This window comes from Shewanella sp. SR43-8, assembly GCF_014163775.1.
Taxonomy (GTDB): domain Bacteria; phylum Pseudomonadota; class Gammaproteobacteria; order Enterobacterales; family Shewanellaceae; genus Shewanella; species Shewanella vesiculosa.
Genome location: NZ_JACJDX010000014.1, coordinates 1 through 19,285, shown reverse-complemented (window position 1 = coordinate 19,285; position 19,285 = coordinate 1). Strand labels below are relative to the sequence as shown.

The window sequence follows — 19,285 nt, the reverse complement described above, 5'->3', positions numbered from 1 at the left end:
TGTTATTAAGTGATCGATTGCTTAGCCTGCGGGCTAAGCATCAATTTCGTGTTGCAGTTTTTCAATATCATCTAAAATACGCATAAACTTTTGCCCAAACTCGGTTACCTCGTATTCTACTCTAGGTGGGATTTCAGGGTAGTTGGTTTTATTTAAGATGCCGAATTCGATGTTTTTCTTTAGGCATTGATTCAACACTTTAGTGCTCAGGCCTTCAACCGATTTGACCATTTCACCAGGGCGATTGATGTTATTAGCCAATAACTGATACACAGTTAACGACCATTTGCAGCCGTAAATGGTTTCAACCATACGAGCACTTTTTTCTGGCGCCGATTTTCGGGTAAATAATTTTTCGTTTGTATTCATTAATATGTACCTAAAAGTACCCATGTAACCGATTTGTACTTACTATTCAAAAGGATAGTTTACCAATAAGCTTACCACAATTACTATTACATTAGGTGCGAACACATGACGAATTTAACTTCAAAAACAGCGCTAATTATTGGCGGTACGAGTGGTATTGGTTTTGAAACGGCTAAGCAATTAGTCACTCAAGGTATTGATACCATTATTGTGGGTAACAAGGCTGATAAGCTTAATGCGGCTGTGGCGCAGCTATCATCATTAGGACATGTTAGCGGATTTCAAGCTAATTTATACGACGCAGAAGACTTAGCACGTTTGCTCAAGATGATCGACGCAACTGATCATCATATTGCACACTTAGTGAATGCCGCTGGATACTTTAATCCTAAGCCATTTTTAGAGCATCAAGTGAGTGATTACGATATTTATATGGAACTTAACAAAGCGATTTTTGTTATTTCCCAAGCGGTTGCTAAAAACATGGTTAAACATGGCGGTGGCAGCATAGTGAATATTGGGTCTATGTGGGCTAAACAAGCCATCAAAGCCACACCATCAAGTGCCTATTCTATGGCTAAAGCAGGTTTACATGCGTTAACTCAACACATGGCAATGGAACTGGCAGACAGTCATATTCGAGTGAATGCAGTATCGCCAGCCGTTGTTAGCACGCCAATTTATGAAGCATTTATTGAACCGCAAGATATGACCGGTGTGCTTGAAAGCTTTAATGCATTTCATCCTATCGGCAGAGTGGGCAGTCCGACCGATGTTGCTAATAGCATAGTGTTTTTGTTATCAGAGCAAGCATCTTGGGTGACCGGAGCCGTGTGGGATATTGATGGCGGCGTAATGGCTGGCCGTAACTAATTATACTGCTAAACAGCCAATACAGTAGCCATGGTCGTTACTGTTTGGCTATTGCCCTAATATCTGACCCAGTGTTGATTATCCGACGATTAAGTTGTCGCGATGCGCTAATGCGCAGGTTGAGGCATTAATGTCCGATGTTAGTTGGCAAGGGGCGATCTGGTTCGCCTTTTGTTAGCAGAGGTCATATTTTGAGGCTGATTAGATTAAATCACATTTAATAAGCGTTAATATTTCATTCTATAAATCACTCTGACACGTTAAGCTATGCACAAATAAGTGATGTGAGCAGCGTGATGAAGTTAGTTAACATAGATAAAAGCCGATACCGTTCAGTTAACAATCAAGTGCAAATCGGCTTAGTGGCAACACTGGCTATTTTATCTTTGGTGTTTGGGCAACTGATGATTTATTTCTTTGGCGTTAAACAGCTCGCGGGTGTTGAGTCGACGGGCAATTTCCATCTGAACTTTACCGGTTTTATTTTAGCGATAATGGCGTGTAGTTTATTAGTTCGCAATTTACGTCATAAGCCAAGGTTTTATGAAGTGTATTACGTGTGGCAGTTAAAGCAGCTACAAAACAAAATTTTCCGTAAACTAAAATCAGTACAACAAGCCGCCAAAGATAATAATCGCGATGCGTTAGTGATACTGAGTTTCTATTATCAAAGTTTATCGTTAGTTTATAACTTAGATAACAACACCTTAACTATATCAAACGTCAATAATGAATTGGATAAACTCCAACAGTGTATTGATGCTGCTGGATATTCAATTGATGTAGAAGAGTTTACTCCCGAGATGTTGCAAGCTTTTTAGTACCCTCTATTTTACCTACAATAAGGAGCCATGATGTCAATATTGGCAGATATTCCTTTTTCATTACTCGAACTTGCGCCGATGCGCGAAGATTCCACCATATCAGACACTTTACAAGGTAGTTTGCGTTATGCCCAACACGCCGAAAGCCTTGGTTTTAATCGTTTTTGGTTGGCAGAGCACCACAATATGCCGGGCATTATTTGTTCGGCTACTTCGATTTTAATAGGTTACATTGCCGGCGGTACCAAGCACATTCGTGTTGGTGCTGGTGGTATTATGTTGCCTAATCATCCTCCACTAGTGGTAGCAGAGCAGTTTGGCACTTTGGCTAGCTTGTATCCGGGACGAATTGATTTAGGCCTGGGCCGCGCACCAGGCAGTGATCCGGTGACCAGTTTAGCGCTTAATCGTGATAATCAAAGGGCAGAGCATTTTCCTGATGAAGTGAGCGAGTTGCAGTCGTTACTCGGCCCAAGTCAACAGCGTGAAAACCGTCACGATAAAGCAGTACGGGCGATCCCTGGAGAGGATACCAATGTGCCGATTTGGTTATTAGGCTCTAGCTTATTCAGTGCTAAATTAGCCGCTCAGCGTGGTTTACCTTATGTGTTTGCAGGCCACTTTGCGCCACGTTTTCTGTCTGATGCCATAGCGCTTTATCGACGAGAATTTACCCCTTCTGCCATGTTGGATAAACCTTATGTGATGGTGGGTTTGCCTTTAGTGGCCGCGCCTACCGATGCTGAGGCTCAGCATCTTAGTACGACCTCTAAACAACGTATTTTAGCGTTAATTCGTGGTCAAGAGATGTGGCTGAAGCCGCCGATCGACAGCATGGATGGTTTATGGAGCGAACAAGAAAAAAACTATGTTGATAGCTTTTTAAGTTTGTCTATTTGCGGTGGACCCGCAACCATTAAACATCGTCTAGAAGTGTTTGTTGAACAGCTTGGTGTTGATGAGTTGATGTTTACTAATGATTTGTATGACAGCGAGCATCGTTTACGTGCCCTGGATATTTTAATGAGCGTGAAACAATAAAATAGTTTGAATCACATCCCGTAAAGATGGATTAAAGCGCTCACAGCTTGTGAGCGCTTTTTTTATGTCATGACAAATCAGTGTTCATTAATAAAGTGGGCGCGAATGATTTCTAATATGGCTATTTGGGTTGCCTTGCCATGTTGATTGAATTGATTCATATTAAGTTAATCAATGACTACACGGAATGTTGCCAATGTTGAGCGTTAAGCGTTTATGCCACCCGAAGCTTGCCTTATTATTCTGTACTGTTTTACTTAGTGCTTGCTCTGTCCATTCAAAAAATAGCCAACACGCTTCTGATTTACCGCAGTTTAATCAAGCACTGATCCATTCCACTTCTACTGAAAATGTCCCTGAGATTGCTAGTCTGACGTATCTGTCTGAAGCACAGCGACAAGAATTAGCTGCATTTATCGCCAAAGATAATATTAAAGCACTGCCCAATCGCTTAAAAGTGTCTGAGTTCATTAAGCATAAAATGACTAATTTTAATTATGAAGGCAAAAATTATACCAGTACTGAGTCATGGAATAATCAATCTGGTAATTGTATGGCATTGGCATTATTGACCTATTCAGTTGCAAAAGAATTGAATGTCTATCCGGTGTTTCAAGTGGTTCATGCTGCGCCAATATTGACCAATATTACTTCAGATATTCTTGTCACCTCAGACCATGTGCGCACATTTTTGTATGACGAGAAACCAAGTGGGCATTTTTTTAGTGGCGGCACTGCTACTGTGATTGATTATTTTCCGGATCGTTTTGATCGCACTGGTGCCATCGTCTCTGAATCTGAATTTTTAGCGATGTTTTATCGTAATTTAGCGGCCGATGCCATGCTAGCAAAACAGTATGAATTTGCTTTTATATTACTTGAGCGAGGGTTAATGCTAGCGCCAGATTATGATGCTTTGATCAATATGATGGCCATTACTCATCGGCGCTTAGGCGACGAACAGACAGCTGAAAAACTCTACCTGCATGCCCTTGATATTAAGCCGAATTCCTTGGCAGTATTAAGTAATTATCGCCTATTACTGGAATTACAAAACAGAATTGTAGCAGCAAAAAAGATCGACCAATACTTGTTGTCGCTTGAGTCGAGTAACCCATATAGCTACTACAGTTTGGGTATTGAGGCATTGGAGTTCAAAGATTATCAAACCACAGTCACTTTCCTAGAAAAGTTTATCGATAACGCGCCTTATTTCCATCCGGCTTATTTTGCGCTGGCCAGAGCTCAATTGGGCCTAGGCAATACAGAAAAGGCTCAGAAAATATTAAAAAAAGCGATAGAACTGACTGATATGCCAGACAGTAAAAAGCATTATTTAGCAAAATTAGATATGTTAAACAATGTATCTGATTAGGTTTTGACGCTTCATACCACAGTTGCTTACAAGCATGACATCCTTTGGCATCAACATAAAAAACCAAGACAGATGTCTTGGTTTTTTGGTGTTTAAATCAGTGAAACTAATTTATAACAGCTTAAATAGCTTGGCCATTTACGGTTAATTTCACATCAATATTGCCACGTACCGCGTTTGAGTATGGGCAAACTTGGTGCGCTGTTTTAACTAACTGTTCAGCTTCTGCTTGGTCTAAATCAAGTTCAACGGCTAGTGCCACTGTCAATGCAAAGCCACCATTATCATTGGCGCCAATACCGACCGTCGCTGTGGTTGGAGCCGCCTTGATAGCCACTTTAGTTTGGCCAGCGACATGCAAAATTGCGTTAGAAAAACACGCTGCATAACCTGAAGCAAATAACTGTTCTGGGTTAGTAAACTCACCACTACCACCCATTTCTTTTGGGTAGCTTAATTGTAAATCGACTTTTTTGTCGTCGGTAGAAACTTGGCCATTACGACCTGCAAGAGCTGTAGCTGAAGTTGTGTATAACGCTTTCATAATAGACCTCATAAAGTAGTTAAAGATATTGTTGTATCAATTCTGTTGATTGCCCTGGCTGATATCTACACCATCTAGATATCTCATCATTAATTGATTAATGGGATTAGGTTGTGTGCAATATAATTGTGTTCACTATAGGCCTAGTTTTTTACTTTTGCAACTACATTGTGTGCAATTTAATTTTCTATTATGTCTGCTTATCATGATTTGATTAGCATAAAGAGTATTTTCATCGCGGTATCAATTTGATTAGCTTGTCATTCTTCTGTCACCTTTATGTCATCATTTGCTTTCACAATAGCATCTCATTAGACCTCTTAGGCAATGCTAAGCATCGCCATATAACAGCTAACGATAAAAAGGATAGGCTATGAAACGGTTTGTAAATCGTCGAGATTTTCTGGCAATGTCAGCCAAAGGCGTAGGCGCGGTAGTCGTGTCGTATGGATTAATGGGCTGCGGTAGTGATGATGACGATGCAGTATCGGCTCAGTTTTTACAAGGTGTTGCCAGTGGCGATCCCGCCACCGATGCGGTGATTTTATGGACCCGTGTTACGCCTGATGTTGACGCCGAGGTTACCGTTTCATGGGAGGTTGCCACCGACAGTAAGTTTACTCAGTTAGTCACTAACGGCCAAATGACAACGACTAAAGACCGTGATTATACCGTTAAAGTTGACGCGGTCGGACTTGAAGCGGGACAGCAGTATTTTTATCGTTTTAAAGCTGGCGATACAGTGTCAGAAATTGGCCAAACGCGCACCTTACCAGAGGGCAGTGTTGCATCGGTAAAGCTAGCGGTAATGTCATGTGCTAACTTCCCCGCGGGTTACTTTAATGTATACGAAATGGCGGCGCAGCAAGATGATTTAGACGCTGTGGTGCATTTAGGTGATTATTTATATGAATACGCTCGTGGTGAATATGCCAGTGAGCATGCCGTTGAGCTAGGTCGTGAAGTTCTGCCGGCCGGTGAGTTATTTCTACTAGAAGATTATCGCACCCGTTACAGCCAATATCGTAGTGACGCCAGTTTACAAAAACTGCATGCTAAAGTGCCATTTATCACAGTGTGGGACGACCATGAAGTCGCTAACGATACTTGGAAAGACGGCGCCGAAAATCATAACGATGGCGAAGGTGATTTTGATCTGCGCAAACAAGCCGCACTGCAAGCGTACTTTGAATGGCTGCCTATTCGACCATGGAGTGAAGGTAACCATGAGGAAATTTACAGAAGTTTCAATTTCGGTAACTTGGTTGATTTGCACATGCTCGATACTCGGGTATTGGCTCGTGATAAGCAATTAGAATATAGCCAATACATTGATGCCACGACAGGGGCATTTAACAGTGCCACATTTTTAACTGATGTGACGGATACTAACCGTACTTTGCTAGGCCAAACACAGCTTTTGTGGTTACAGCAAACCTTATTGCAGTCTACTGCTAAGTGGCAAGTACTGGGTCAGCAAGTGTTAATGGCTAAGATGTTAATGCCAGCCGCTATTGCAACCCAACAAATGAGTATTCCGCAGTTTGCTGAGTTAGCTGGAATCGCGCAATTAGCCGGTCGCGCTCAAGCAAGTGACCCAACATTAACCGCAGAAGAGTTAGCGTATTTGCAAGCGAACCAAGCTAGGTTAACTCCAGAGGTTATGGCCCTGCTTCAATTACCTGCTATTCCATATAATTTAGATGCTTGGGATGGTTATGCTTACGAGCGTGAAGTGATTTTAGCAACCGCGAAATCGTTAAATCACAACTTGGTGGTTATTGCTGGTGATACCCACAATGCATGGGCCAGTGAATTAACTGACAGTGGCGGGGATGTCGTAGGAATAGAATTTGCCACCAGTTCGGTATCTTCTCCTGGGCTTGAGTATTATTTGGGATTGTCAGATGCTGAAATGCCGTCAACAGAAGCAGCCATTGTGAGTTTGATTGCCGATCTTAAATATGCCAATTTAAAAGACCGCGGTTATTTATTGCTGAGCTTTACGCAAGATGAAGTGCGCAGTGATTGGCAGTATGTAGATACTATTTTAGATAAAACCTTTGCTCGTTTAGACGCGCGTGGCTTCAGCGCCACCAGCACAGCAGGTAATCCTAAAGTGACTGCGGTGTAATAATGCTTGGATAATGGTCGCAATTTAGGCCGTGGCCATTTACGCCTATTTACTCACAGATAAGCTCTCATTTATATAAGAGATAACATTCAGCCACCTTTAGGTGGCTGAATGCATTATCGATAAAGCAGATAACGAAATTTAATTTATCGTCAAGGCGACGATTTTTAATGGATGATTGTCATCAAAGGCTGGGAAGTCAGGGTGACAGTGAAGCCACTGGCTGCTAGTGACTGTGCGGCCTTGTTTTTCAACACAACGCACTAAGCTGTCGTACCATGCTTGGCGATCCACTTTAGCGACATTATTACAGCAAACTATAGTGCCACCGGCTTTAGTTGTCAGCACTGCTGGCTTAAATAGGCCTTGGTAATCATTGACCAGATCGACTATACCAAAAGCACTCTTGGCAAAACGCGGGGGATCTAAAAACACTAAATCAAATTGAGTCGCGCGCAGTTTTGGGTATTTTGGCAGTTTTTGATTACGACGTCCGCCGATAGGTAAACCGGCTAATTGACGCAGTGCCGGAAACGCATCACTTTGGACAAACTCACACACATCAGTGACATTATTTAACTCGGCATTTTTTTGCCCAGCAGCCAATGCAAACGATGAGAAGTCGACATTCATGACGCGTCGCGCGCCGCCCATTGCCGCAGCAATACCAATGCCACACGTATATGAAAACAGATTTAATACGGTTTTATCTTGGCTATTGTTGCGAACAAATTCGCGGCCAATGCGCATGTCTAAAAACAGTAGTGGGTCTTGACCTTCATGACGTAATTTAGAGGTAAAGGCTATACCATTTTCATGGATAACTTGGGTTGATTGTGAGTAATCTTGGGCTTCATTTTCGCTATGGTTAGCAATGCGAGAATGGCTGCCTGAGCGATCGTTATATACGATATGGAAATCAGCATGGGCGCTAAGGATGCTTGATATGTCTTCAAGTTGTTGCGCCGTTAGCGTTTGGTGAAAGGTTTGGATTAACCATGCATCGCCGTAGCGGTCGATGTTTAAGCCATTTTCACCTTCAACAGTGCCATGAAAAACGCGATAACAATCGGTCTTATCGTGGGACGCTTGCTCAAAAAAAGCACTTCGTTTGGCTAGCGCATCGGCTAAAACAGCTTGAATAGACATGGGGGCTCGTTAAATGGTGTGGCAATTGGCGCGGATTATAGCAAACATTCCCATTTAGTGAACTTACGGCAGAGACTATTCCTCAGGCAGGTATACCTTAAAGGTTTTGTCGGCAATGATTTTGCCATTGAGGGTTAATGTCATGCGCCAGTTACCAAGTTTGTTGTTAACCGGCGCCCAGATGCAATCACCCAGATAAAAGCGCCAATCATTTTCCTTGATAAACACTTCACCCTCAAACGGTGGGCGAATGTTACCGTCATCGTCAGGAATGTTAGGATGATAAATACAGTAAGTTAGTATCTGGTTTTTGGCTTTTTTGATGCGAGTGATAAAGCCAAATTCAGTATCGATAAGGGCGGGCACATGGACAGTTGCCTGTAACAAGCGCGGTAGCTCGTCACTACTATTGTCCCACTGGCTAAAAATTCCACTGTAAATAATACTGACATCCGCTTTTAATTTACTCAAGCGCTACCCTTATTCACTCTAGTGTTGATCATTTAAGTGTTTAATTGCCGCTTGTAACGCGAATTCATAACCTTGTGCGCCTAAGCCACAAATCACGCCCAGGGCTTTGTCAGAAAAGTACGAATGGTGTCTAAATGGCTCACGGGCATGTACGTTGGATAAATGCACTTCAATAAATGGAATAGCTACGCCGAGTATCGCATCGCGCAGAGCAACACTGGTGTGAGTAAAAGCAGCAGGATTGATAATAATAAATTGTGCATCAGTTGCATGAATCGCATCAATAAGCTGGTACTCAGCATTGGACTGAATATGTTCAAGTTGAACGCCAGCTAGGGCCGCATTTTTGCTTAACTCGTCAACAATAGTTGTCAGGGTTTGGTGACCGTAATGCCCTGGTTCGCGACGGCCAAGTAGATTTAAATTAGGACCGTTGATCAATAAAATTTTTAGGGTTTGGCTCATAATGGTTCCTGTAAACATCGCAAAGTAAGTCGATTTAATCTGCAGCACAAAAGCGGTTAACAAGCATTCTTACCGAAGACGGTTATTAGGTAAACCAAAAAATGCTCAACTCGCGCATAAGGTTAAACGATTGAGCGATGGAAGAGACACTTTTTATTAATAGTCAGATTTGTTTTGGCGCATTGCCTTAGTGGCACCGCGTTGTTTCTTTGTTTCAATACGTCGTTTTTGACTGCCTTTTGTTGCTCTGGTGGGGATACGAGCTTTTTGCACAATACCCACGCTTTTTACCAGTTCAATAAACTGTTCTAATGCCGTTTGACGGTTAAAATCTTGGCTGCGTGATTGTTGAGATTTCCCCGAATCGCAATACTTGTCAATTTCCATTATAACAAAGCAAATCATACACTTACGGTAAACTTTTTTAAAAAAAATGATTGACACGTGTCAGTCTTGAGCTAGTATTCATACTGTTACTCATTAGAATTAGGTGTCACTATGCTCCCCAAGCAACTTACATATTATCCAAAACTTTATAAAGTCTTGTCTAGTGACTATCGAAATGAGTTGGAAAAAATAATTTTCTTAACCGTTAAGAAAAGCGAAAACGGACAGTTCATAAATGTATATTCAACTTTTATTGATATTTGTGTTCGAACATCAAATACTCAATATAATGCTCTCGATATTCGAAACAGTGAAGTGAAACTAAATGCACATCTGTCTATATTGATCGGATTTATTTATACAGAGCTTAAAGCCTCAGCCATGACTCATTATAAATATTGTTATCACTTTAAAAAAATATTTAGAGAGTTTGCTAAACGTAATAATATGGTTTTGCAGAATATAAATATTTCTGACACTCGATGGTCAGAAGATGTAAAAGATAAAATAGTTTTATATAAATCTATGAACGTCAATTTATTACTTCTTAAATATTATGGTGGTTGGACATGTAAAAACAAAATAGGTCATTCCTTTTCGATACATCTTGCAAATTTCCATGATACATATGGCGAAGAATTAACTGATAAATATTATATTTTAATATGTAACTATGCAAAAAAACATAAGTCAGCAACAATTAGGGCTAACATATATTATATAGTTAGTTTACTTGATGAATTTACAGAGCATTGCAAAACAAGACAAATTTTAGAACACTCACTTAAAAGTGAAAACTCAATGAATTTAATGGAAGATGTTTTAAACTCAATGCTTTTTAAGTCATTAATGAAAAACAATGATCCTAAATCATTTATAAAGAACTGGACATGTACTATTAGGGTTTTTTCTGATTGCTTTATTGCTACAGGTTATATTGATGAGCCAAATAAACCGTTTATATTACCTGAGTTTAAAGAGCCTATGAAAAGTGAACACGGTATTTCAATAGGTGGTAGTTTTAGTGAAAGAGAAAATGAACGGTGGCTTATTGATATTCCTTTGGAAATTAAAGATGATGAGGCATTAGATTTAATAAAAAAACGGTTAGAACGAGATCTAGAGCATATCCGAATTATATGTAAAAAAGTTTTTGATGATATAAAGTATCGATTACAACGAAATAAAAATTTTCGAGAAACTGGAAAAATAAAACCACATCCAAGTAATGTAACAAGAGAAAATGTGATACCAGTAGGTATTAATCATTTAGACAACAGCGTAGCTACTTTTTATCATTATGGTTTTGGTGTGGGTGCTAGGACTACGAAGTACTTGGGTTTCGATGCTCAAGGATTGATTTTACTAAAGGAATTGTGCCTACCGACTCCTCAATCCTTATTATGTTTAGCTTTACTCATAATCCTTAAACATCCAAAAATTACACCTAGTTGGCTTCAAGAGTGGGAGTTGTACGACAGAAACGGAAACCTAGTTGGATTGAAACAAGTTGGGGAGAATTGGATAGCTGTTAGCTTTAAACATAGAAAAGGTGCAACAAATGCTCAGCAAGAAGTAATTTTGACAGATTATTCTAAGTCTATTGTTGATGTACTCATCGAACACACCCGATTTGCAAGAGAGTCATTAAAGAGAAACGGTGGTAATGATTGGCGCTTTGTCATGTTAACTGCAAATCTGCAAGTCGCAAGCAGGTCAAAAGACGTAGGTAAACTATTAGTAATATCAAGCAAATCTAGTCAAATATTTTATGTCGATTCATATAATGAGGATCAGCAATTAATTTTAAGTAAATCGGATGCAAAAAAATTATCATCGATTGTTACTCTTCGTAGTATTCGAAAAGCGAGAGCATTACAAATTTACCTCGAAACACAATCTATTAATGATGTTTCTGAGGCTTTGGGGCATAACAAAGTACGTTCGGATCTTATAAAAATTTATCTGCCAGAGCCTCTAATGAATTACTTTCATAAACGATGGGTTCGTCAATTTCAAAACTCAATTATTTTTCAAGCGTTAAAGGATTCACCTTATTTGTTTGACGCACTAGATTTTAATGAAGTGTCATTAGAGTGTTTTTTAAAAAACCATAAGTTAGGAGATATACCTAAACATCTTGAGTCGGATAGGTCTAATATTTACAATAAGAAAGATAAATGTTATGCCAATAAAATAGATGAATTGGTGTTTACACTTAGCACTCCTTTGTTTCAAGTTCTTTTGGCTATTCAACATATAGTTGATAATGCTACTCAAGAAGATTTATTCAAACCTATAGTTCAAAAATGGTATGAATCAGCAGTTTTTATATTGAGTCATTTTAGTTTGAGTCAAGATGGAGAGAAGTTTAGACGACCCCCCATAGAAACTATTTCTCTTTATGATTCAGCGGTCAATAATCCACTAAATTTAAAACAATTTAAAGAGAATTTATTATGCCGGAAAAATTAATTGAATGTATTGTAAATAAATCTAAAACTCTCTCAGAACTTACAAATGCCGAGTTAAAAGAGCTCTACAATGCTTCTATCGAGAATAATGATTTTAGAGCCTTAAGAATCGCGACGAATAATGTTACTGGGATTTACGACTATGATGAACGAAAGCCATATTGGTTGTTGAATGACTTTATAGCGCCTCAGTGGCATATCGAAATAAAAGATAATGGTACTTCTTATAAAAGATTTATTGATTGGAGCGCTGTTACTTTAAGTGATGGTAAAAAACTTACGCATTCAAGTCATTCTCCGCTTCTTAGAGCATTTAAATATTGGATTACTGCCACTGATAACCCACGTGAAAATGCAGGGAAATTTAAAAAAGGGATATCGGTAAATATAGGGATATTATTAATTATTTCACTTATTAATAGCATACTCATTCATAGTGAGGCTAGTAACCTTACAGAGCAACACTTGTCTGGTTTATCCAGCGACTTTTTTATGGATTTAATGATTAAATACGGTGAAAGCGGCACCTTAAATGGTCTATATGATTATACTAATAAGGTTCGTAAGTTTTTAATAGAAAAAGTATCTTGTGTTAGTGACCACGAGGCTAAATTGTTTTCGAAAGATTATCCATATCTTTCTCGTTCATTACTTCCTGATGAGTCAGTTTTGAATTTTTCAGATTGTGATAGAGTGAAAGTGTGTTGCTGGTTAAACAAAAATGGCTATTACCAAAGTACGATTAATTCAACGAAATTAGGCCTATTTACACGTAAGCATTTACAAGGAAATCCGCATGTTCTTCATTCTTTAATATATGGTGGTAAAATTATTCCAGTTGCCAATAAAGGTATTGCAACTTTCGACGAATTACAACTTGTAAAGATCGATGGTGTAAAAGAGTTTAAAGCCATTCCTTGTGTAGAAGAGTCAGAGATGATGAGTGAAGTTTCACTGAGAAACATTCTTGGTGCACTCATGCTCTTGAATACTGTTCAAGGAAGATATGATGTAAGCCAACTCCCTCCACAAGTATTGAATGACATAACACTTTCAAGAGTAAGTAAGCATATAAAACTAAGAAGAAAAGGGCGATATGCGACATTACCTCCTCAATTGGTTTTTAATTTAATCGAGAGCTGTTTTGAGTTCTGTTATGAACATCAAGATTCGATCCTAAATTCAATGCTCTTAGTTCTCACTATCGGAAGAACCAAAAGCTCCGCAAAAAATTCTAACAATAAGAATTATTATGGAAAAAACCAAAAATCTAGACCCAAACTATCTTCTTCTGAACGGGGAGCCTGGGTAATCTCGGATGCTATGAAGCTAGTTGATATGAAGCTTATAAAAAAGGGAGTTAAAAGACTATCCCTACCATATAACGACGGCATGTTCATAAAGATGCGGAATAATGAAAGTCTTTTTTCTCTATATGATGTACTTATGGGTTCAATTCAGATTCTAACAGGTGCAGTAATGGCAAAGCGTATCGATGAATTGATTAAACTAAAAGATCATGGGAATTTATATCCTAATATTAACCCATTTAGTGACATTGGGGAAAACACTGACTATGACCTAATCTCTTATTTAAAAAAATCAGGTAACGGAGGAAAGCATGGTATGAACGCAAAAATTAGACGGCCAATTCCTCGTTCAGTCGCTAAAATTATATGGAAGTTAGAGAGATTTAATCAAGCAATCTCAAAAGCTGCTTTAAATAAGTCTGAGTTATCTTTATTTAATAATGTCAACACCCAAGAGTTTATTGTGAATAAGATTACTAAACTCTCATACTATAAACATGTAGATGTAGCGTGTGATTATTTTGAGACTCCAATTGTGACATTAGAGAATAGTGAACAACGTCGTTACTATATTAGACAGCACCAGCTCCGTCGTTTCTTTGCGATGGTATTTTTTTGGTCAAAAAGCTTTGATGGTTTGGACACTCTACGTTGGATGCTTGGGCATACAGACATGCAACATCTTTACAACTATATTACTGAAAGTGAAACTGGGGCAGTATTGAATGGTGTAAAAGCGTCTTACATTATCGATGCCATACAAAAAAACAAACTTGATAATATACAACAGTTAGCCGATGTAATAGCGGAACATTATGGTGTTCACAGCGCAAACATTTCACTTTCAGCCATTACAGATGCGGCTATTGATTATGAAGATTCTAATTGCTACAAAACTGAACCACATATTGAGCAAATTAAGTTACAAGAAAATATGGAATTTCAGATACTTGAGCTTTTAGATGATGGAGTTATATCCTTAGAACCAGAGTTTTTCACTATTGAACATGATGGCCATAAAATCAATGACTTTTCATTAACGCTTAGAGTAAAAAAATTAGATTAAGGTGTAACAATGAAAACGTTAGAGGTAAACCAAAAAAAAATCATAGAAACCAAGGCATTATTACTCTCAATAATTACTTCTCCTTTAGATTTTATAGGTATTGAAATACTATTAATAGCTCTGAAGTCACAAAGTGGTTTAGCAAAATTCAGTGATATTGAAAGAAATATTTCTCCTTGCTCGCTGAACACTCTAAAAAGCGCATCTGAGTCTTTGTTAGATAGAGGTTTTTTAGAGTTGGATGAGTTGAGAATTAAAGCTCGTGATGGAATAGATGCCGCTGCGATTGGCGATAAAGCAATCAAGTCAACTCGAGCTGGGTTGAAAAATAAAGTTGGTGAACTTGAGGTGAAGTTAGACACAATGCACAAGTGCCACTTTTTATTATCAATCATGATTAGTGAGTTGCGCCGAGACTTAAAGCAAATGGCTTACTCGAGTGATAGTTTTGAGCAAAGAAGGATCACATATCAAGAAATGAACAAAAAGATTAAAGCTAAGCTCAGTTTTACGCAGAATGGTGGAGTTTGAAATGCCTGTAACTCTTTTAAAAACTTTTGAGCGTTGGGATTTCTACTCTCCGCTCGATCAGAAGCTAAAAATGGTTGATGCAAGTAATACCCCTTTTATTACTTACAATAATGGAGTCCCTTGCTTTGAAGCGAATATGTATATGCATAGGCAACTAGTAGCTGCTATGTCTCGACGTGTTAAGGGGGGAACATTAAGAACTTACGCAATGCATATTCATCATTTAGTGCGCTTTTGTAGTCAAAATAAAATGCATTTTAGCAAACTTACGGATTCGTCTTTTACGCTGTTTGTCAATAGCTTACAAGCAGAAAGAGATAAGTTCGGTGAGCTCTCTCGTAGTAATAATCATGTCATACAGATTGCACATAGATGTCTCGATTTTTTAAGTTTTGTACAGACTTGCCATGACCTTGAGAACTTCATTGGTGAAGGAAAAGAAAATATATTACGAGTCAAGATTAAAAAATATAAAATCCAAATCGAAGGTTCTAAGCACCAAAGAGAAGTTGAGGTTATTAGTCACGCCAGTGTTCCAACTAAGGATGCCGTTAAAAGTAGATTTCCAGTTAGTGAAGAGAGCGCACTCAAGGTTTGGGACTACATTAAAACTCAAAAAAACCGTGAAAAGCGACTTCGTGACATAGCCTTGTACCAATGCTTAGAACAACTCGGTGCTCGCATTACCGAGATACACTTAATTAAGATAAAAAATATAGAAGATTCACTTAATTCTGGGGCTAATGCTTACTTAACATTAACGACCTTAAAACAGACGGAGCATGATGTCACTAGAAGTATTCCAGTGACACGGGCACTACTAGTAGACATTCAACAATATATTAACAAGGTGCGTAATCAAGTCATCAAGCGCACCATAGGTAAAGCTAATGACCATGGTTATTTATTCATATCGTTGATTACTGGGAATATGCTTCAAAGTGCAACACTGACAAAATATATGAACATATGGAAGAAGGATTTAGCTATAGAGGGAGAGCTACACCCTCATTTATACAGACATGCCTTCATTACAAACAAGCTTAAAGAACTTATTTTACAGCACAAGGAAATCACTTCAGCAGATAAGTTTCGAGAATTCTTACTACATACAGAGCGTTTTAAGATGCAGTTGCAACAATGGGTAGGACATAAAAACCCAAAATCACTTGATAGATATATTAACTTAGTCTTTGCTGATTTGAATGGATACAGTAAAACGTATAATGCGGTTCAATTAAAAGATTCAGTTAAAATAGTAAAACGACAAGTTCAGAATATTGAACAACAATTAGAAGATAAAGAAGCAACAATGACTGAGAGCATATTTCTAATAAAAAAAATATTATGTGCATTTGAGGTTGATATCGCACAATCTCTAAATAAAAAATAAGCATGGTTTATTTTCAAGATTCTCTATTTATATTTTCAGTTATCGAGAGGCATATGTGATAGTCTCCGAAGAAAATATTTAAACTAATAGGTGTTCAATTTTGAATAGTGTTCGCTTTCCTTCAATAAATGTCTCAAAAATTATATATTCATAATATCTAAATTTCTTCGCAAGCTTATCATCTCTCTAGTTAATTAAAAGTAGTTTACGAAAAACCCCCGTTTTCTATTTGTTTCAGGTAAGTCAGGATATGCCACTACAACATGACCTACATCATGAAGATGAAGCAATATCGCTGACACCTTCCGTTCTAATTTACTTCCACCTTGTAACTACACTTGGGTGGCATAATTTCATCAAATTCGCAATCGAGTGCGATTGCCAGTTTATATAGCGTTTCTAATTTGACATTGACAAGCCCACGTTCCATTTTCCCGTAATTTCCTCTTTCAATACCAGCCAATGTAGCAAAGTCTTCTTGAGAATAACCTGCATTTTTACGCTTTAATCTTAGCATTTTGCCAAAATCAGTCACTAAATCATTCACCCTATTTTCCCTTCAGGTAAATTGTTTAGATTTTCATGTTGAGGTGTAAAGCACCACGCCCTATAATACCCATTATTGGGTTTATTTTAGGTCATGTCGCAATGTTAGATCCCGTTGTCGCTCAAGTTATTGAAGCTGGAAATTTTGACAATTTCACTACGAGTGATGTTAGGTCTGCATTTCTAGCATTAAAAAAAGATCCCAAACTTGATCCAAGCAACGTGAGGCGAATGATCTATTCCGAGCTCTTAAAGCTTGTTAGAAAAGGGTGGTTGAAGAAGAGTATCTCTAAAGTTAAAGGCCAAACTCGCTTTAGTAAAACAAATCTTTTCGATGCTAATAATCTTCAAGTAAAAACCATAAGTTTCGAGTCAATAGCGGCGACTAAAACAGATGGTCATCATCAAAAATTATTAGAGAAGTTGGTTTGCTATAAAGCCGAGTTACTGCAAAGCATCGGAGAGTCAGAGGCCTATAAAGATATTTACTTAGATATGCCTGAACTAGTTGACGAGATCCAACCCAAATATCATATGGCAAGAGATAACAACACGAAGCTGCTAGGCAAGATTAAAGCGATTGAAGACATTATTAGGCAGAGAACATGAACCTTAGACCTTGGCAAGAGCACTGTATTAACCAAGCATTGAGCAACTATTCTAATGGATACAATCATTTTTTAACGCTTGCTACACCAGGTGCAGGGAAGACTCTAATGGCTTCAGCGTTAGCGAGTTACCTTTTAAAAAATAAGCTCATAGATTTAATCATATGCTTTTCTCCTTCATCAATTGTTGCTCATGATTTCGCTGAAAGCTTAGAAACACAAGCAGGAGAACGATTTGATGGTCTTATGGGAGCAAAAGGTCGGTCGTTAACATACCAGAGTCTTCAGTTTCTTGATGGCCAATTTTGGCAGCTATTCGAATCAAACCGCATATTCGTTATTTTCGATGAAATTCATCACTGTGCTGGCTCAAACCTTGGAAATGCAAATTCGTGGGGGGAGCAGATTTTACTCAATATTCATGATAGAGCTAAATTTACTTTAGCTCTAACTGGCACACCTTGGCGCTCTGACACCGCACCTATTGTTCTGTCAAAATATATTCAATCTGACAGCCAAATCGCATGTGATTATGTCTATGGTCTAGCTGAGGCTGTTCGTGACAAAGTTTGTCGAGTGCCTCAAATTGTTGCTGTGGATAATATGAAAATTTCGGTTGTCGATACTAATGCCACACAGGTATTTACTAGCTTTAGCGATTTATTGTCAAACTCAAATGTTTCGTACCAACAGGTCATTGAAAATGAGGCAGTGCTCAAGTTTATAATCACTGCATCACATAAAAAACTATCGAAGATTAGGCTTGTAAACCCAGATGGAGCAGGGCTAATCGTCGCATCGTCTGTTAGCCATGCAAACATGATATCTTCTTTGATGAAATCTTGGTTTAAAGAAGATGCTGTTGTAGTTACGTACAAAGAAAGTAATTCTAGCACCATCATTCAACGTTTTAGGCACTCCCAAACTAGGTGGATTATTTCAGTTGGAATGATAAGCGAAGGGACTAACATTCCACGTCTACAGGTTTGTTGTCACCTGACGAACATTAAGACCGAAATGCATTTCAGACAAATATTGGGCCGAATTCTAAGACTGACGGAATCGACAAATCAGCAAGCGATATTATATATGCCCGCAGAACCCAAATTATTGGAATATGCATACAGGGTGAAAGAGGATATTCCGTTCGAAGCTGATGTCGTCAAATTTGAAAACATGAAAGAGAACGAAGAATATGATAAAAAGTTAAATGATTTGCCCATTTCTTTTGACTCGCCGGTGACACAAGCATCAAATAAAGGGCTAAACCTTGAGCTCTCAAGCTTAGAAATGGAGACATTTGCTAATAGTTGCAGTTACGAACATGACACTAAAACCAAAGACTTAGCTTCAGAGATAAAAGAACATGATCTATCATCCTCATATAAAAACCTTATCAATAACTTTGGACGATTCAAGCAAGAGACAATAGCTCTGGGACTTTTAGATTTCAATTAACTCAATAAGATTGTTGTTTTTATATGATTACGTAACACAACCAAGTTATGGTTTTGAACTCGTTAGTTAGAGAATTTTGTTTCCACACAAATTTTGGCATTAAAACTCATTATATGAGAGCGTTACATATAACGCTTAAACGTCATTACTGTGCATTTATATTATTTTTGAATTTTTTGCGGAGCAACGGCTAGGGTTAACAAATTTCTGCCCCATTTCGCGTTAGCGCCTTCCTAAATTTGACCTATATTTTGTAATGCATTAACC

General features: G+C 38.4%; 17 protein-coding genes and 1 pseudogene. 11 read left to right on the top strand and 7 right to left on the bottom strand.

Annotated features, from left to right (window positions below; translation table 11 throughout):
* Positions 1–33: 33 nt before the first annotated feature.
* The gene (locus tag H5114_RS17110) at positions 34–369 is read right to left on the bottom strand and encodes a helix-turn-helix domain-containing protein (protein WP_124015188.1); all 336 of its coding nucleotides are present in this window, start codon (positions 367–369) and stop codon (positions 34–36) included.
* 105 nt (positions 370–474) lie between these two features.
* Between H5114_RS17110 and H5114_RS17105 the strand changes: the two genes are divergently transcribed.
* From H5114_RS17105 to H5114_RS17090, 4 genes are all read left to right on the top strand, one after another.
* Complete coding sequence (locus tag H5114_RS17105) at positions 475–1,242, top strand: SDR family NAD(P)-dependent oxidoreductase (protein WP_182723581.1); 768 nt, start codon at positions 475–477, stop codon at positions 1,240–1,242.
* A 296-nt stretch (positions 1,243–1,538) separates the two neighbouring features.
* On the top strand, positions 1,539–2,063 hold the full coding sequence (locus H5114_RS17100; RefSeq protein WP_182696792.1) for a DUF3087 domain-containing protein: 525 nt from the start codon (positions 1,539–1,541) through the stop codon (positions 2,061–2,063).
* A gap of 33 nt (positions 2,064–2,096) precedes the next feature.
* Positions 2,097–3,107: an LLM class flavin-dependent oxidoreductase gene (locus H5114_RS17095; protein WP_182723580.1), complete on the top strand. Its 1,011-nt coding sequence runs from the start codon at positions 2,097–2,099 to the stop codon at positions 3,105–3,107.
* Between the two features lie 196 nt (positions 3,108–3,303).
* Positions 3,304–4,482, top strand: a complete 1,179-nt coding sequence (locus H5114_RS17090; protein ID WP_182723579.1) for a tetratricopeptide repeat protein — start codon at positions 3,304–3,306, stop codon at positions 4,480–4,482.
* A 121-nt stretch (positions 4,483–4,603) separates the two neighbouring features.
* Here the strand turns inward: H5114_RS17090 and H5114_RS17085 are convergent, their stop codons facing one another.
* A complete protein-coding gene (locus H5114_RS17085; RefSeq protein WP_182696790.1) occupies positions 4,604–5,026 on the bottom strand; it encodes an organic hydroperoxide resistance protein in 423 nt (140 codons plus the stop codon).
* A 373-nt stretch (positions 5,027–5,399) separates the two neighbouring features.
* Here H5114_RS17085 and H5114_RS17080 point away from each other — a divergent pair, with 373 nt between their 5' ends.
* Positions 5,400–7,160 carry an alkaline phosphatase gene (locus H5114_RS17080; RefSeq protein ID WP_182723578.1) on the top strand — a complete coding sequence of 587 codons (1,761 nt, stop codon included), beginning with the start codon at positions 5,400–5,402 and terminating at the stop codon, positions 7,158–7,160.
* A gap of 141 nt (positions 7,161–7,301) precedes the next feature.
* On the opposite strand, the gene H5114_RS17075 is transcribed toward H5114_RS17080, so the two are convergent.
* The 4 genes and pseudogenes from H5114_RS17075 to H5114_RS17060 form a co-directional block, all read right to left on the bottom strand.
* Entirely contained in the window at positions 7,302–8,309 is a 1,008-nt protein-coding gene (locus H5114_RS17075; protein ID WP_182723577.1) for a class I SAM-dependent rRNA methyltransferase, read from the bottom strand.
* 75 nt (positions 8,310–8,384) lie between these two features.
* Entirely contained in the window at positions 8,385–8,780 is a 396-nt protein-coding gene (locus H5114_RS17070; protein ID WP_182723576.1) for a DUF3859 domain-containing protein, read from the bottom strand.
* Positions 8,781–8,798: 18 nt separating this feature from the next.
* The gene (gene aroQ / locus H5114_RS17065) at positions 8,799–9,245 is read right to left on the bottom strand and encodes a type II 3-dehydroquinate dehydratase (protein WP_182723575.1); all 447 of its coding nucleotides are present in this window, start codon (positions 9,243–9,245) and stop codon (positions 8,799–8,801) included.
* A 156-nt stretch (positions 9,246–9,401) separates the two neighbouring features.
* Positions 9,402–9,602, bottom strand: a pseudogene (locus H5114_RS17060) (aminoacyl-tRNA hydrolase); the annotation flags it as partial.
* A gap of 141 nt (positions 9,603–9,743) precedes the next feature.
* Between H5114_RS17060 and H5114_RS17055 the strand changes: the two are divergent.
* The 4 genes from H5114_RS17055 to H5114_RS17040 are packed head-to-tail and all read left to right on the top strand — an operon-like array spanning position 9,744 to position 16,406.
* The gene (locus H5114_RS17055) at positions 9,744–12,107 is read left to right on the top strand and encodes a hypothetical protein (RefSeq protein WP_182723574.1); all 2,364 of its coding nucleotides are present in this window, start codon (positions 9,744–9,746) and stop codon (positions 12,105–12,107) included.
* Positions 12,092–14,482 carry an integrase gene (locus H5114_RS17050; protein ID WP_182723573.1) on the top strand — a complete coding sequence of 797 codons (2,391 nt, stop codon included), beginning with the start codon at positions 12,092–12,094 and terminating at the stop codon, positions 14,480–14,482. Before H5114_RS17055 ends, H5114_RS17050 begins: the two co-directional genes overlap by 16 nt.
* 9 nt (positions 14,483–14,491) lie before the next feature.
* Positions 14,492–15,013, top strand: coding sequence for a hypothetical protein (locus H5114_RS17045; protein WP_182723572.1), 522 nt, complete (start codon positions 14,492–14,494; stop codon positions 15,011–15,013).
* A 1-nt stretch (position 15,014) separates the two neighbouring features.
* On the top strand, positions 15,015–16,406 hold the full coding sequence (locus H5114_RS17040) for a site-specific integrase (RefSeq protein ID WP_123882987.1): 1,392 nt from the start codon (positions 15,015–15,017) through the stop codon (positions 16,404–16,406).
* Positions 16,407–16,716: 310 nt separating this feature from the next.
* Here H5114_RS17040 and H5114_RS17035 read toward each other — a convergent pair whose 3' ends face one another.
* Complete coding sequence (locus H5114_RS17035) at positions 16,717–16,953, bottom strand: helix-turn-helix domain-containing protein (RefSeq protein ID WP_102037348.1); 237 nt, start codon at positions 16,951–16,953, stop codon at positions 16,717–16,719.
* A gap of 101 nt (positions 16,954–17,054) precedes the next feature.
* On the opposite strand from H5114_RS17035, the gene H5114_RS17030 reads away from it, so the two are divergent.
* On the top strand, positions 17,055–17,561 hold the full coding sequence (locus H5114_RS17030) for a hypothetical protein (protein WP_102037347.1): 507 nt from the start codon (positions 17,055–17,057) through the stop codon (positions 17,559–17,561).
* Positions 17,558–19,018 (top strand): DEAD/DEAH box helicase, encoded by a 1,461-nt coding sequence (locus H5114_RS17025; protein ID WP_182723571.1) that lies wholly within the window; start codon positions 17,558–17,560, stop codon positions 19,016–19,018. The genes H5114_RS17030 and H5114_RS17025 overlap by 4 nt, the downstream gene beginning before the upstream one ends.
* Positions 19,019–19,285 lie beyond the last annotated feature (267 nt).

Excerpts from the sequence above, each read along its gene's own strand:
- H5114_RS17055 (WP_182723574.1), top strand. The coding sequence starts at position 9,744 with ATGCTCCCCAAGCAACTTACATATTATCCAAAACTTTATAAAGTCTTG.
- H5114_RS17080 (WP_182723578.1), top strand. The coding sequence starts at position 5,400 with ATGAAACGGTTTGTAAATCGTCGAGATTTTCTGGCAATGTCAGCCAAA.
- H5114_RS17100 (WP_182696792.1), top strand. The coding sequence starts at position 1,539 with ATGAAGTTAGTTAACATAGATAAAAGCCGATACCGTTCAGTTAACAAT.
- H5114_RS17095 (WP_182723580.1), top strand. The coding sequence starts at position 2,097 with ATGTCAATATTGGCAGATATTCCTTTTTCATTACTCGAACTTGCGCCG.
- aroQ (WP_182723575.1), bottom strand. The coding sequence starts at position 9,245 with ATGAGCCAAACCCTAAAAATTTTATTGATCAACGGTCCTAATTTAAAT.
- H5114_RS17045 (WP_182723572.1), top strand. The coding sequence starts at position 14,492 with ATGAAAACGTTAGAGGTAAACCAAAAAAAAATCATAGAAACCAAGGCA.
- H5114_RS17105 (WP_182723581.1), top strand. The coding sequence starts at position 475 with ATGACGAATTTAACTTCAAAAACAGCGCTAATTATTGGCGGTACGAGT.
- H5114_RS17025 (WP_182723571.1), top strand. The coding sequence starts at position 17,558 with ATGAACCTTAGACCTTGGCAAGAGCACTGTATTAACCAAGCATTGAGC.
- H5114_RS17050 (WP_182723573.1), top strand. The coding sequence starts at position 12,092 with ATGCCGGAAAAATTAATTGAATGTATTGTAAATAAATCTAAAACTCTC.
- H5114_RS17110 (WP_124015188.1), bottom strand. The coding sequence starts at position 369 with ATGAATACAAACGAAAAATTATTTACCCGAAAATCGGCGCCAGAAAAA.
- H5114_RS17030 (WP_102037347.1), top strand. The coding sequence starts at position 17,055 with ATGTTAGATCCCGTTGTCGCTCAAGTTATTGAAGCTGGAAATTTTGAC.
- H5114_RS17085 (WP_182696790.1), bottom strand. The coding sequence starts at position 5,026 with ATGAAAGCGTTATACACAACTTCAGCTACAGCTCTTGCAGGTCGTAAT.
- H5114_RS17090 (WP_182723579.1), top strand. The coding sequence starts at position 3,304 with ATGTTGAGCGTTAAGCGTTTATGCCACCCGAAGCTTGCCTTATTATTC.
- H5114_RS17040 (WP_123882987.1), top strand. The coding sequence starts at position 15,015 with ATGCCTGTAACTCTTTTAAAAACTTTTGAGCGTTGGGATTTCTACTCT.
- H5114_RS17075 (WP_182723577.1), bottom strand. The coding sequence starts at position 8,309 with ATGTCTATTCAAGCTGTTTTAGCCGATGCGCTAGCCAAACGAAGTGCT.